Genomic DNA, 14,086 nt, shown 5'->3' with positions numbered 1-14,086 from the left:
CTGTGCTACAGGATGAAGCGACTTAGGTCTTCGTCTTCTACGAGCTCGCCAAGCTTAGATATTACATAAGCTTCATCAATTACTAATTTGCTGCCTGCTCGGTCTGTTGCGTCGAATGAAATCTCATCCATTAGGCGTTCCATTACCGTGTGTAGACGACGCGCACCGATGTTTTCAGTGGTTTCGTTGACACGCCATGCTGCGTCAGCAATCTGGTTGATGCCATCTTCAGTAAACTCAATGCCGACATCTTCTGTTTTCATCAGAGCAATGTACTGCTCTGTCAATGATGCTTTTGGCTCAGTCAGAATACGTTTGAAGTCATGTGCAGAAAGCGCTTCAAGTTCAACACGGATTGGTAGACGACCTTGCAGTTCAGGAATTAGGTCTGATGGCTTAGCCACTTGGAATGCACCTGATGTGATAAACAAAATGTGGTCAGTTTTAACCATACCGTGCTTAGTCGATACTGTACTGCCTTCGATAAGAGGAAGCAGGTCACGCTGAACGCCTTCACGAGATACGTCTGGGCCTGAGCTGTCGCCACGCTTACAGATTTTGTCGATCTCATCGATGAATACGATGCCGTTGTTTTCAGCATTGAAGATCGCGCTCTCTTTTAGCTCTTCTTGGTTCACAAGCTTCGCAGCTTCTTCTTCCGTTAGTGCTTTGAATGCGTCTTTGATTTTCATCTTACGCTTTTTCTTGGTGTCGCCAGCGAGATTTTGGAACATGCCTTGTAGCTGGTTAGTCATCTCTTCCATGCCTGGAGGTGACATGATTTCAACACCCATTTGTGGCGCCGCTACATCAACTTCAATCTCTTTGTCGTCTAGCTTACCTTCACGCAGTTTCTTGCGGAAAATCTGGCGAGTGTTTGAAGAGGTTGTGTCTTCAGTTGATTGCTCGTTCTGACCCCAAGCATCACGCGCTGGTGGTAGAAGGGCATCAAGAATACGTTCTTCAGCTTGTTCTTCAGCGCGGTATTGTACTTTTTCCATCGCTTGTTGATGTGTCATCTTAATCGCAACGTCCGTTAGATCACGGATGATGGTTTCAACTTCTTTACCTACGTAGCCCACTTCAGTGAACTTAGTCGCTTCTACCTTGATGAAAGGCGCGTTTGCTAGTTTCGCAAGACGGCGAGCAATTTCAGTTTTACCGACACCGGTTGGGCCGATCATCAGGATGTTTTTTGGTGATACTTCAACACGCAGACTTTCTTCAAGCTGCATACGACGCCAGCGGTTACGAAGGGCGATAGCCACTGAGCGCTTAGCGTTGTCTTGGCCGATAATGTGGCGATTGAGTTCGTGAACAATTTCGCGAGGAGTCATCTCAGACATGGTTTTTCCTTAATTCTTTAATCACTGTTGAATACAACGTTATTGATGGAAGCGGTCGTTACTCTGGCTTTGGCAGTTCAACGGTGCTTTCTAGTTCTTCAATAGTGTGGTGATGGTTGGTGAATACACAGATATCGCCCGCAATGTTCAGCGACTTTTCTGCGATTTCACGCGCATCTAAATCTGTATTTTCTAATAGTGCAGTGGCTGCTGCTTGAGCGAAGTTACCGCCCGAACCGATCGCAATCAGGTCGTTCTCTGGTTGAACGACGTCACCGTTACCTGTGATGATCAATGAAGCAGTTTCATCCGCTACTGCTAGCAGTGCTTCTAATTTACGTAGAGCACGGTCGCTACGCCAATCCTTCGCCAGCTCAACGGCAGCTTTGGTTAGGTGGCCTTGGTGCATTTGCAGCTTGCTTTCAAATTTTTCGAATAGCGTGAAAGCATCTGCCGTACCGCCAGCAAAACCGGCCAGTACTTTGTTGTTGTATAGGCGACGTACTTTACGGGCATTGCCCTTCATTACGGTGTTGCCTAGAGATACTTGTCCATCACCCGCGATGACGACTTTATTATTACGACGTACAGATACAATGGTAGTCACGAGTAGGGCCTCTTAATATTTCTTATCTTTGGGTATAAAAAGTATATGAGGATGGTGCTCGGATAATTCAAGGAAGGTCGAGTGATGTCGCGCAACTTATCGGCGGAAGTTGTAAGGAAATTTGGCTAAAGGGTGTAGACAAAAGAAAACCTCCACAATGGGAGGCTTTCGGTGTTTGGTTTTTCTGCTTCTGCTTCTGCTTCTGCGGCTAAATCTATAACTACTCGGTGTCTTTCCAAATAGCACAAGGTTCGATTTTCGCTCGCTGCAGCTTATGGCGATCTCGCTCTGCATCACGCTTCAATTTATATGGCCCTAGAACCACACGGTACCAGCTACTTCCATCTTTTTTACGGATTGAACTTGAGATACCTTGGAAAGCAATATCCAACTTACGTGCTTCAGCTTGGCTTGAGGTTTTGTACGCGCCACATTGCATGATGTAAGGGATCTTCGAGATCTGTTGCTCTTTGGCTTTTACTTCAATCTCACGACTTGGCAAGGTTTCAACGTAATCCCACTTCTCCTCTGGAGGGGGCGGAATTACTTTTGCTGGTTTCGGCTTAGGCTTTGGTTTGGTTACCACTGGAGTCGGTGCTGGCGGCTCAGGATCATTACTCAATAGGTAAAGGCCGTAACCAAAACCACCGGCAAGGAGGATCGCCAAAAGACCACTACGCCATGGTTTACGGCGAGGGGCTTGTTTTTTGGTCGGTTTTTTTGTGCCACGACCGCGCTTTACATAATCTCTATTAGCCACAAGACAATTCAATAGTTGCTGATTCTGCTCTCATGGTAATCCAGATTGAGCGAGGATAACAGTGCAGAAATGGAAGCGGCACATCAAAATGTGCCGCAGAATTATAAGGATATTTCTTCAGATTAGATTCGAGGCGGCGCTGTACTACCTCGAACGACTAATTTGGCTTCAAGCAGGCGCGACCCCGCTTGCACATCGTTGCCTTTAAGTACGTCGAGCATCATCAACATTGCTTGGCGTCCAATCTCATAACGAGGCTGAGAAATAGTGGTTAGCGGTGGATCGCAGTATTGAGCGAATTGGATGTCATCAAAGCCGACAATCGATAGGTCTTGAGGAACGCGTAAGCCTAATTTTTTCGCTTCTTGAATCGCGCCGATGGCCATCGCATCGTTATGACAGAAGATCGCTGTAGGTTGTTCAGGAAGAGCGAGTAATTGACGAACAGCTTGAGCGCCCGCTTCAAAGGTAAAGTCACCGACAGTGCTGTAGGCAGGATTCATTGATACTCCTGCACGACGTAGCGCTTGTTGGTAACCTTGTTGGCGGAATTTACACAGCGTTGCCGATATAGGACCAGAGATTTGAGCAATACGTTTATGGCCTAACTGAGCTAGGTAATTCACCGCTTCAAATGCTGAGGTCAGGTTATCGATGTGTACGGTAGGGAGTTCAAGCTCAGGGGCAAACTCACACGCCATCACCATCGGCGGTAAATTTTTTTGTTCAGGCTTACTGACATCAAACGGGTGGTCGGTGCCAAGTAGTAGCATGCCGTCAGCTTGTTTGGTGAATACTAAGTTAACAAATGAAGACTCACGCTTCTTCTGTTGGCCGCTATCACCCAGTAAAACGAGGTAGTCATTTTCTACTGCGGCATCTTCGATACCACGAATGATCTCTGCGAAATACGGGTCACAGATATCAGGAACAATAGTGATGATGGTTTTTGATTCGTTGCGACGTAAGTTTCTAGCTAATGTATTGGGTGAGTATCCAGCTTCAAGTACTGCTGTCTCAACTCGCTTACGAGTAGAAACCGAGACTTTTTCAGGGTTCATCAATGCACGTGATACCGTAGCTGTTGAAACGCCTGCTAGCTGGGCAACATCCTTCATTGTCGCCATAAATTAAACCCTCTTTTTAATTCCTTTGCTGCCTAAGTATCTAAGGCATGAATAATAAATGTAATCGAATAGATATTGTGAAAGTGTTGCTAACACTTTTTTTATTGCAATATTTTATTCGTTTCACCCATGTAAAGTTACGGCTAGATTAACAAAAATCACATGACTAGTGTGAAGTTGCTCACGAGAAATATGAAATATTTGTGAACAAACTTATCATTAGTTTTAACCCAAGTGGGTTTAGCTCAGATCTTGCGGCTCAATATCGAGTGACCAACGGACTTTTTTCGCAGCGGGTAACATATTGATTACTGGCTTGGCGCTCATTAATAGCTTTTGCATCAACGAGCGAGTCTGTGTTTGTAAAATAAGCTGCCAGCGAGATTTACCTGCTCGTTTGGCTAGTGGTGCAGGGGTTGGCCCTAGCACCATACAATATTGGTCAAATAACGGATGCGATTCCAATGTGTGGCGCACTTGACGCAAAAATTCTTCCACTAAGCGAGTGTCATTGGCTTCCGCTCTAAACAGAGTCATGAAGGTATAAGGCGGCAACATCGCTTGTTTACGCTCTGCTAATGCAGTCTGAGCAAAGTGGTTGTAGTTTTTGTGCAGTAATGCCTGTAATAAGCCGTGTTCTGGATGGTGAGTTTGTAAGATAACTTCCCCCGGCTTACTGGCTCGTCCTGCTCGACCGGCGACTTGAGTAAACAATTGAGCCAATCGCTCAGAGGCGCGGAAGTCACTGCTATATAAAGAGGCATCAACGTCCAGCAATGCCACAAGTGTCACATCTGGGAAGTGATGCCCTTTAGCAAGCATCTGTGTACCAATCAGAATTTGGTATTCACCTTTACGAATCGATTCTAACGCGCTTTCTAAACTGCCTTTGCGGCGAGTGCTGTCTCGGTCAATACGGATGGTTTTGTATTCAGGGAATAGGTGACCCAGTTGAGCCTCTAACTGTTCGGTACCAACCCCCACTGTTACTAAATTCGCTGAACCACAACCTTGGCAATGATGCACGATATGCTGCTGCGAGCCACAGTGGTGGCAGCGCATCTCATTGCTGTATTGATGATAGGTGTAGTAGGCATCACAACGCTTACATTCTGCTGTCCAACCACAATCGTGACACATTAATGCGGGAGAAAACCCACGACGATTGAGGAACAACATCACTTGGTTGCCTGCTTTGAGGTGTCTTTGCATTTCAGCAATCAACGACGCAGATAAGCCACTTTCTAGATATTCACCCTTAACGTCCAACACTTTATTGGTGGTCGGCAGCGCGACACCTGCACGAGAGGTCAGGGTGAGGTAACTGTATTTACCGATCTGAGCGTTGTGCAGCGTTTCAAAGGCCGGAGTCGCCGAGCCTAGCACAACCGGAATCTGCGCTTTATGAGCACGCATGATGGCAACATCACGAGCGTGGTAGCGTAGGCTATCTTGCTGCTTATAAGAGGCGTCGTGCTCTTCATCGACAATAATAATGCCCAGATCCGCGAACGGTGTGAACAGAGCTGAACGAGTACCGATCACAATGCCCGCTATTTTATCACGCGCCGATAACCAAGCATTTAGTCGCTCAGAATCGTTTAAACCAGAATGGATAACCTCAACTGGAACATTAAAGCGTCGCTTAAAGCGGTTAATCGTTTGAGGGGTTAGACCGATCTCGGGCACTAACACTAACGCTTGTTTACCTTGGTCGAGAATCGGCTTGATCATATTCAGGTAGACTTCGGTCTTACCTGAGCCAGTTACACCCTCTAGCAAGAAGCAACCAAAGTCGGTTTGACTATTTACTGTCGCTATTGCTATAGCCTGTTCTTCATTGAGTTTTGGCTTATCTTGATCGTTTTCGAGCTCAACTGGCCACGGCTGGCGCTTCGGCTTTTTCTCTACTGATTCAACCCAGCCTTTCTCTTCCAACGTCTTAAGTACCGCGCTGCCCACTTCTTCATCAATGAATTCTTGATGGGGAACTGGGCCGTGCTCAAGCATGTGCATTACTTTGGCTTGTTTGACGGCACGGCCAAAGCCCTGCATCAGTTGATCTCTACCTGATGGGGTCAGTTGCCATTCAACAAGCGTCGCGAAATCGGCCGCTTTGGCCTTTCGTAAGGCGCTTGGTAGTGCGTTGGCCAAGGTTTCACCTAGTGGATACTGATAGAACTGGCTGCACCATACCAAGAGTGAGTAGACCGATTCTGGCCAAACGGGTTGGTTGTCTAGTAAGGCTTTAATGGGCTTGAGTTTGTCTAACTCGAATTCAGATTCGTTAACCAGAGCCGTAACAATGCCTGTTAAGGTTTGTCGTCCAAAAGGCACAGAGACTCGACCGCCAATAATCGGAAATAGGTGGCTAGGAATCTTGTAATCGAACTGCTTGTCGAGTGGAACAGGCAGTGCCACACGGGCAATCATTGGACGCATAAAGGGACGGCTTTATCTGAGTTGACGAGAGCGAACAGTCTAATGGATAAGGGCGTTAAATTCGAGGAGCAGTTTAGATGACAGAGCTTACTTGAGGCTTGAATGCTACTGGAGCCAGAAAATAACGCTTAATAGAAGGTTTAAGGACAGTGTTGGTGAAAAATGTATCAAATCAGTTGATCCTACCTCACAGATTCATTACTATACTGCGCCTTAAAGGTATGGCTTTATCGCGGTTTAGTGATACAGCGGTGTCTTTATTTATTTTTTAACTACGTGTGGTGTCCGGCTTAGAATCGGATGGCGACGCGGCCTAATTGAGGTTTTCCCATGAAAGTTGGTATCCACCCAGAATACAAAGCAGTTTCTGCAACTTGTTCTTGCGGCAACACATTTGAGTTCAACTCAACGCTAGCAAAAGAATCAATCCACCTAGACGTATGTGACAAATGTCACCCGTTCTACACTGGTAAGCAACGTATCGTAGATACAGGCGGCCGTGTTGATCGCTTCAACAAGCGTTTCGGTGCTCTTTCTAGCAAGAAGTAATTCTCGCTATTTAGACATAAAAAGGACACTTCGGTGTCCTTTTTTGTTGCCTGAAATTTGAAAAAATACTGAATCGTATTTCATTATTAGGTCATTTAAAGTGGTAGGTTACTGGCGTAAATTTTATTTCATCGCTTACCCCAACACTCCTTCCTCGAAATTCGCTCTAAAGTTGAGCTAGCGACAGTAATTTCAACTGCCCACTGGTCTTATTAGTAGTGAAATCTCGTTTTTTAATGATACAGATGCTTCAACCACCTAGGAACTTTGAAGTACATCCATTAACATGAACAAGATCCCCCAAATAATAATATCCTAGGAACCTACACCTATGTCTGAAGACAGCCGCCAAGATCAATCCCCTCAAGAATTATCGCCTCAAGAACAATTCCGTCAGCAAGCTCTTGATTATCATGAGTTCCCAATTCCAGGCAAAATTGCCGTAGAACTGACGAAGCCTGCAAACTCTGCAGAAGACCTAGCACTGGCATACAGCCCTGGCGTAGCTGAGCCTGTTCGCGAGATCGCACAGAATGTCGATAACGTTTATAAGTACACAGGTAAAGGCAACATGGTTGCAGTTATCTCTAACGGTACTGCAATTCTTGGCTTAGGTAATCTTGGTCCTATTGCTTCTAAACCAGTTATGGAAGGTAAAGCGCTACTGTTTAAGCGTTTTGCTGGTTTAGATTCTATTGATATTGAAGTAAAACACCGCACAATCGATGAGTTCGTTGATACGGTTGCGAATATCGCAGATACATTTGGTGGTATTAACCTAGAAGACATCAAAGCACCAGACTGTTTTGAAATCGAGCGTCGCCTGATTGAGCGTTGTGATGTACCTGTTTTCCATGATGATCAACACGGTACTGCGATTGTAACGGCAGCGGGTATGCTTAACGCGATCGAGCTTCAAGGTAAGAAACTGGAAGAGTGTAAGATCGTTTGTTTAGGTGCTGGCGCAGCAGCGGTTGCTTGTATGGAGCTACTGATTAAGTGTGGCGCTCAGCGTGAGAAGATCTACATGCTTGACCGTAAAGGTGTGATCCACACTCGTCGTGATGACTTGAATGAATACAAAGAGCTGTTCGCAAATAACACCGACAAGCGCACGCTTGAAGATGTTATCGAAGGCGCTGACCTGTTCTTGGGTGTATCGGGTCCTAATCTGCTACCAGCTAAGGCACTTACGCTGATGGCTGATAAGCCTGTTGTGTTTGCATGTTCAAACCCAGATCCAGAGATCAAACCTGAGCTTGCACATGAAGTTCGTTCTGACCTAATCATGGGCACTGGCCGTAGTGATTACCCTAACCAAGTAAACAACGTACTTTGTTTCCCATTCATTTTCCGTGGTGCACTAGACGTGCGTGCGAGCGAAATCAATGACGAAATGAAGCTAGCGGCGGTTAAAGCGATTCGTGAACTAGCAAAAGAAGAAGTTCCAGCTGAAGTACTGGCAGCTGCGGGCGAGACTGCACTGGAGTTCGGTAAGGGTTACATCATTCCTAAGCCAATGGACCCGCGTCTGCTTCCTCGCGTTGCAAAAGCAGTTGCTGAAGCGGCTGTTGAGTCTGGCGTTGCTCGAATTGAGATGCCTGCTAACTATATGGCTTAATGCCTTAGTAGCTGTTGCTCTATTGAGCGAAAAAGAATAATAAAAAACCGACTCATAGGAGTCGGTTTTTTTTTATGTCTATCATTCACAGCGCAGCTACAGATAACGTAGTGGGTGATGTGACAAATAGGGTTCAGCTATAGCGAATCAATAATGAAGGCGGTGACTGAGTTGTTTTTATTCTTCGTCAAACGCTTCGAACTCGATGCCCATCTCTGTCATCAGTTTTTTGACTTCAGTCGGGATGTCGTCTGGACGATCTTTACGAAGGTCTTCATCCGTTGGCAGTGGTTGGCCAGTGTACGCATGTAGAAAGGCTTCGCACAGTAGCTCACTGTTTGTTGCATGGCGTAGGTTGTTGATCTGGCGGCGAGTGCGCTCGTCAGTAAGAACCTTTAACACTTTTAGAGGGATAGAAACTGTAATTTTCTTTACTTGTTCGCTTTTCTTTCCATGCTCAGCATATGGGCTTATGTATTCACCATTCCAGTCGGCCATTGCGTACCTTCATCACTTTAGTTGTTAGAATAAATTAATAGTGCTGATTTTAGCGGGATTTACTGCCATAAGCAAAGACATATAGACGTCCAGAAGTGTTGACGTCTCACGTTTATGAAAGTAAAGTGAGTAACATATATCTAACACAGCCACAAAATGCCGACAAGCAGCTGTGATTCTCAGACGCAAAACTTGTAAGGAAGCACCTATGAGCAGCCGGAAGCCAGCAACCATCGCAGTACGTACTGGCATCGAGTCAGACACGCAACACCATGCCGTTGTCCCACCTATTTATCTTTCGACTAACTATGGGTTTCCCGCTTTTGGTGAAGTGCCAAAGTATGATTATACCCGCTCTGGTAACCCAAACCGCGGTCTATTAGAAACGGCACTGTTTGAGCTTGAATCAGGCAAAGGCGCGGTTGTCACTAACTGCGGTACGTCGGCACTTAACTTATGGGTATCCGCTTTCTTAGGTGGCGATGATCTTATTATTGCACCGCACGACTGCTATGGCGGTACTTACCGTCTGTTTAACACACGCTCACTCAAAGGTGACTTCAAAGTTCTGTTTGTTGATCAATCGGATCAAGCTGCACTGGATGCGGCGATCGCGCTTAAGCCAAAGTTAATCTTAATCGAAACGCCATCGAATCCATTGGTTCGTGTGGTTGATATTGCAGAAACTTGCCGTAAAGCGAAAGAAGTAGGTGCTCTGGTTGCTGTCGACAACACGTTTTTGACGCCTGTGTTCCAAAAGCCTTTAGAGCTGGGTGCGGATTTTGTTATCCACTCAACCACTAAATACATCAACGGACACTCAGATGTTATTGGCGGCGTTGTGGTCACTAAAACTGAAGAGCACGCTGAAGAGCTAGCATGGTGGGGTAATTGTATTGGTGCAACCGGCACACCATTTGATAGCTACATGACGCTACGTGGTATTCGTACGCTAGGTGCACGTATGCGCGTTCACGAAGAGAGCTCACGTGAAATTCTGACGGCTCTGCAACAACAAGATCTGGTGGGTACGATTTACCACCCAAGCCTGCCTGAACACCCGGGTCATGATATTGCCAAGAAACAGCAATCAGGTTTTGGCTCAATGTTGAGCTTTGAATTTGCGGGTTCATTCGAGGCACTTAAATATTTTGTGGATAAATTAGAGCTATTTTCTTTGGCTGAATCATTGGGCGGTGTTGAAAGCCTGATTTGTCATCCAGCGTCGATGACTCACCGTGCTATGGGCGAAGAAGCATTGGCAGAAGCGGGTGTTTCTCAACAATTACTGCGCCTTTCTGTTGGCCTTGAAGATGCAGAAGACTTGATTGATGATCTCAAGCAAGCGTTTGAAAAAACACAAGGCTTTATCGCAGAAGGGGAAGTTTAATAATGACAACCTTTCGCCAGCTACATAAATTTGGTGGCAGCAGTTTAGCGAACCCTGAGTGTTACCAACGCGTGGTCAATATTCTTAGAGAATACTCATCAACTACTGACTTGGTCGTGGTATCAGCTGCGGGTAAAACAACTAACCGCTTGATTGAGTTTGTTGAAGCGCTCGACAAAGATGGTCGTATCGCTCACGAATGTCTACAAACCCTTCGTCAGTTCCAACTTGAGCTGATTGAAGCGCTGCTTGAAGGTGAGTCTGCGGCTCAGCTAACGGCCGCTATTCAACAAGAATTTACTGCTTTGGGTGAGCTAACTGCTCCTCTAAGCGAATCGCAAAAAGCACAGGTGCTAGGACACGGTGAGGTTTGGTCTTCACGTTTGTTAGCCGCTCTGTTATGCCAACATGACTTACAAGCAGTTGCTCAAGATGCGCGTGCCTTTTTACGTGCAGAAGCGGGTGCTCAACCCGAAGTGGATCGCGCGCGTTCTTATCCTCTGATTAAAGAAGTTTTGGCTCAGCATACGCATTGCCGAGTGGTGATTACGGGCTTTATGGCTCAGAACTGCGAAGGTGAAACAGTACTGCTTGGTCGTAACGGTTCAGATTACTCAGCAACCGTGATTGGCGCTTTGGCTGAAGTTGAACGTGTGACGATTTGGAGTGACGTGGCGGGCGTTTACAGCGCTGACCCTCGTTTGGTTTCGGATGCGTGTTTGTTGCCTCTGCTTCGCCTTGATGAAGCGAGTGAACTCGCTCGTCTGGCGGCTCCAGTGCTCCATAGCCGAACGCTACAGCCTGTGGCTCAAAGTGCTATGGATCTCAGCTTGCGCTGCAGCTACCAGCCGGAGGCGGGCTCTACACAGATAGAGCGTGTACTGGCATCGGGTCGTGGCGCAAAAATCATTACCTCTCTGGATGAAGTTCTGATCGTTCAGCTGACCTTTGGTCATGGCCATGATTTTGACCGCTTAGAAAGTGAAGTCCTTGAAGGTCTTAAACGAGCCCAACTTGAGCCGCTTGCTTATGAGCTTGAACCGGATCAGCACTGCTTACGTCTTGCTTATACAGAAGAGATCGCTGGTGGTGCATTAGAATATCTACAAGACCACGCGATTGAAGCGGAAATTAAGCTCAAAGAAGGTTTCTCTCTTATCGCGGCGGTAGGTGCGGGTGTGACTAAGAACCCGAACCATTGCTACGGTTTCTACCAGCAGCTCAAGAGCTCGCCAGTTGAATTCATCTCAGAAGCGAACTCTGGCTTGAGCTTAGTCGCTGTGATTCGTAAGAGTGAGACATCAAGCCTAGTGAAAGGCATTCACTCTCAACTGTTCCAAGCGCAGAAGCGTGTTGCGATTGCCTTGTGTGGCAAGGGTAATATTGGTTCAAGTTGGTTAAGCCTGTTTGCTGAGCAAAAGGCGGAACTTGAAAAGCGCCGTGGGATGAACTTTGAATTGGTTGCGGTGGTTGATAGCCAAACTTATTGGTTCGACGATCAAGGCATTGATGCGACTTCAGTTGGTAAACGCTTTGATGACGAAGCGATTGCCAATAACGGCAACGACTGGTTAGAGCGTTTGGGTTCTATTCAGGGTTACGATGAAGCTGTAGTACTCGATGTCACTGCAAGCCCTGTGCTTGCAGCAAAGTACCTGCAAATTGCACAACAAGGTATTCACCTGATCTCGGCTAACAAGGTGGCAGGTTCTGCATCAAGTGAGTATTACCATCAAGTACAGGATGCTTTCGCTAAGATCAGCCGTCACTGGTTGTACAACGCGACAGTCGGCGCTGGCTTACCGATTAACCACACGGTACGTGACCTGCGCGAAAGCGGTGACGATATTATTGCTCTGTCAGGTATCTTCTCGGGCACTCTATCTTGGTTATTCCAACAGTTTGATGGCACGGTGTCATTCAGCGAGTTGGTTGATTTAGCGTGGCAACAAGGCCTGACGGAACCGGATCCTCGCGCTGACCTCGATGGCTCAGACGTGATGCGTAAGCTAGTGATTCTGGCGCGTGAATCGGGTTTAGATATTGAGCCTGAAAACGTCAAAGTAGAATCATTGGTACCTGAAGAATTACAAGATCTGTCAGTGGATGACTTCTTTGATAAAGCTTCTGTACTGAGTGAAGAGTTGGCCGAGCGTTTAGAGAAAGCGCAGTCTCAACAGAAGGTTCTTCGTTACGTAGCGCGTTTAGAGAAGAATGGTAAGGCAACAGTAGGCGTTGAAGCGTTATCTAAAGAACACGCTCTGGCGAACTTACTGCCTTGCGACAACATCTTTGCGATTGAGAGCAAATGGTACAAAGATAATCCATTGGTTATTCGTGGCCCAGGTGCTGGTCGTGAAGTGACAGCTGGTGCAATTCAGTCTGATTTAAACAGAATGTCTAGCCTGTTTTAATACTTAGAGCGATTGGCTTAATAGTCAGATCAATTGCTTTAATACTCAGATTAATTGTTTAAATGCGTAAATAGCATACTATCCACTAAGATAAATAAGGCTGAAAGCACGATGTGTTTTCAGTCTTTTTTCTACATTATTTCTTCTTTGCGACCCACCTATCGGCTTGAGCTTTTCTCACTATCTACTTGAAAAAAATTCATAATGGATCTGTTGACATTAAATCGTATTCAATTCATTCTGGAGACATATAGACGTCTAAACGTCGCTAGGGATTTGAGATTATTTAGTGGTTGCTTTTGCCACAGGGAGAGTAAGATGGGATACACACACGCAAGTCATATCGACGCTTTAAATCAGAATATTGCAGAGCTTTCTGACAACATCAATGTGTCATTTGAATTTTTCCCACCAAGCAGTGAGAAGATGGAAGAGACCCTGTGGAATTCTGTTCACCGTCTTAAAACACTTCAACCTAAATTTGTATCAGTAACCTATGGTGCAAACTCGGGTGAGCGTGATCGTACCCACTCAATCATTAAAGAAATTAAGAACCAAACAGGCTTAGTTGCTGCGCCACATTTAACGTGTATTGATGCTAGCCGCGAAGAGCTTATTCAAATTGCCGACGATTACTGGGCAAATGGCATTGAAAGTATTGTTGCGTTGCGTGGTGATATTCCAGCAGGCGGTGGTGCGCCAGATATGTATGCGTCTGATTTAGTCGAGCTGCTTAAATCTCGTCACGACTTTGATATATCAGTAGCGGCATTCCCTGAGGTTCACCCTGAAGCAAAAAGCGCTCAATCTGATCTTATTAACCTAAAACGTAAAGTGGATGCGGGTGCAAACCGTGCAATCACTCAGTTCTTCTTCGATGTCGAAAGCTACTTACGTTTTCGTGACCGTTGTGTGGCGGCTGGCGTTGACGTAGAGATTGTACCGGGTATCTTGCCGGTTTCTAACTTCAAGCAAGCGTCTCGTTTTGCTGCGATGAATAACGTAAAAGTACCAGGTTGGATGGCGAAGCAGTTCGAAGGGTTGGATGATGATCCAACAACTCGTCAGTTAGTTGGTGCTAGCCAAGCGCTCGATATGGTTCGTACGCTAAGCCGTGAAGGTGTGAAAGATTTCCACTTTTACACGCTAAACCGTGCAGAAATGACTTATGCACTTTGCCACACATTAGGTGTTCGTCCACAAGTCGCTGCGCTTTAAGTAAAGTCTAGGAAGTAAAGCCCAAGCGCTTGTAAAAGCTTCTGGTAGTAACATTTCAAACCCTATAGATACAAAAAAGGCTTGGACTCTAAGAGTTCAAGCCTTTTGCTTTTC

Annotated in this window: 11 protein-coding genes; 5 read left to right on the top strand and 6 right to left on the bottom strand. The window is 46.1% G+C overall.

Translation table 11 applies throughout. The features are described from left to right. Positions 1-5 precede the first annotated feature (5 nt). The 5 genes from hslU to priA all read right to left on the bottom strand — a co-directional run bounded on the left by hslU (position 6) and on the right by priA (position 6,282). Positions 6-1,346: an HslU--HslV peptidase ATPase subunit gene (gene hslU, locus ACED25_RS09990; RefSeq protein WP_009848880.1), complete on the bottom strand. Its 1,341-nt coding sequence runs from the start codon at positions 1,344-1,346 to the stop codon at positions 6-8. 58 nt (positions 1,347-1,404) lie between these two features. Beyond that, entirely contained in the window at positions 1,405-1,953 is a 549-nt protein-coding gene (hslV, locus tag ACED25_RS09985; protein ID WP_004729692.1) for an ATP-dependent protease subunit HslV, read from the bottom strand. Between the two features lie 220 nt (positions 1,954-2,173). After that, complete coding sequence (locus ACED25_RS09980) at positions 2,174-2,713, bottom strand: SPOR domain-containing protein (protein ID WP_009848881.1); 540 nt, start codon at positions 2,711-2,713, stop codon at positions 2,174-2,176. Between the two features lie 122 nt (positions 2,714-2,835). Further along, a complete protein-coding gene (gene cytR, locus ACED25_RS09975) occupies positions 2,836-3,840 on the bottom strand; it encodes a DNA-binding transcriptional regulator CytR (protein ID WP_009848882.1) in 1,005 nt (334 codons plus the stop codon). Positions 3,841-4,080: 240 nt separating this feature from the next. Further along, positions 4,081-6,282: a primosomal protein N' gene (priA, locus tag ACED25_RS09970; RefSeq protein WP_371695191.1), complete on the bottom strand. Its 2,202-nt coding sequence runs from the start codon at positions 6,280-6,282 to the stop codon at positions 4,081-4,083. Positions 6,283-6,612: 330 nt separating this feature from the next. Between priA and rpmE the strand changes: the two genes are divergently transcribed. Continuing rightward, positions 6,613-6,831, top strand: a complete 219-nt coding sequence (rpmE, locus tag ACED25_RS09965; protein ID WP_009848884.1) for a 50S ribosomal protein L31 — start codon at positions 6,613-6,615, stop codon at positions 6,829-6,831. Between the two features lie 331 nt (positions 6,832-7,162). After that, positions 7,163-8,452 carry a malic enzyme-like NAD(P)-binding protein gene (locus ACED25_RS09960; protein ID WP_009848885.1) on the top strand — a complete coding sequence of 430 codons (1,290 nt, stop codon included), beginning with the start codon at positions 7,163-7,165 and terminating at the stop codon, positions 8,450-8,452. Positions 8,453-8,629: 177 nt separating this feature from the next. Here the strand turns inward: ACED25_RS09960 and metJ are convergent, their stop codons facing one another. Beyond that, positions 8,630-8,950, bottom strand: coding sequence for a met regulon transcriptional regulator MetJ (gene metJ / locus ACED25_RS09955; RefSeq protein WP_004729686.1), 321 nt, complete (start codon positions 8,948-8,950; stop codon positions 8,630-8,632). A gap of 208 nt (positions 8,951-9,158) precedes the next feature. On the opposite strand from metJ, the gene ACED25_RS09950 reads away from it, so the two are divergent. From ACED25_RS09950 to metF, 3 genes are all read left to right on the top strand, one after another. Continuing rightward, positions 9,159-10,340: an O-succinylhomoserine (thiol)-lyase gene (locus tag ACED25_RS09950; protein ID WP_029223750.1), complete on the top strand. Its 1,182-nt coding sequence runs from the start codon at positions 9,159-9,161 to the stop codon at positions 10,338-10,340. Positions 10,341-10,342: 2 nt separating this feature from the next. Beyond that, complete coding sequence (locus ACED25_RS09945; RefSeq protein ID WP_122047178.1) at positions 10,343-12,754, top strand: bifunctional aspartate kinase/homoserine dehydrogenase II; 2,412 nt, start codon at positions 10,343-10,345, stop codon at positions 12,752-12,754. A gap of 318 nt (positions 12,755-13,072) precedes the next feature. Continuing rightward, positions 13,073-13,972, top strand: coding sequence for a methylenetetrahydrofolate reductase (metF, locus tag ACED25_RS09940; RefSeq protein ID WP_371695189.1), 900 nt, complete (start codon positions 13,073-13,075; stop codon positions 13,970-13,972). Positions 13,973-14,086: the final 114 nt, after the last annotated feature.

The organism is Vibrio sp. 1F263, assembly GCF_041439035.1.
GTDB lineage: Bacteria > Pseudomonadota > Gammaproteobacteria > Enterobacterales > Vibrionaceae > Vibrio > Vibrio tasmaniensis_A.
Note: the sequence above shows the minus strand (reverse complement) of the source record. Positions and strands in the feature narration are given on the sequence as shown.

Coding starts and splice junctions, on each gene's coding strand:
- hslU (WP_009848880.1), bottom strand. CDS start 1,346: ATGTCTGAGATGACTCCTCGCGAAATTGTTCACGAACTCAATCGCCAC.
- cytR (WP_009848882.1), bottom strand. CDS start 3,840: ATGGCGACAATGAAGGATGTTGCCCAGCTAGCAGGCGTTTCAACAGCT.
- priA (WP_371695191.1), bottom strand. CDS start 6,282: ATGCGTCCAATGATTGCCCGTGTGGCACTGCCTGTTCCACTCGACAAG.
- rpmE (WP_009848884.1), top strand. CDS start 6,613: ATGAAAGTTGGTATCCACCCAGAATACAAAGCAGTTTCTGCAACTTGT.
- ACED25_RS09960 (WP_009848885.1), top strand. CDS start 7,163: ATGTCTGAAGACAGCCGCCAAGATCAATCCCCTCAAGAATTATCGCCT.
- metJ (WP_004729686.1), bottom strand. CDS start 8,950: ATGGCCGACTGGAATGGTGAATACATAAGCCCATATGCTGAGCATGGA.
- ACED25_RS09950 (WP_029223750.1), top strand. CDS start 9,159: ATGAGCAGCCGGAAGCCAGCAACCATCGCAGTACGTACTGGCATCGAG.
- ACED25_RS09945 (WP_122047178.1), top strand. CDS start 10,343: ATGACAACCTTTCGCCAGCTACATAAATTTGGTGGCAGCAGTTTAGCG.
- metF (WP_371695189.1), top strand. CDS start 13,073: ATGGGATACACACACGCAAGTCATATCGACGCTTTAAATCAGAATATT.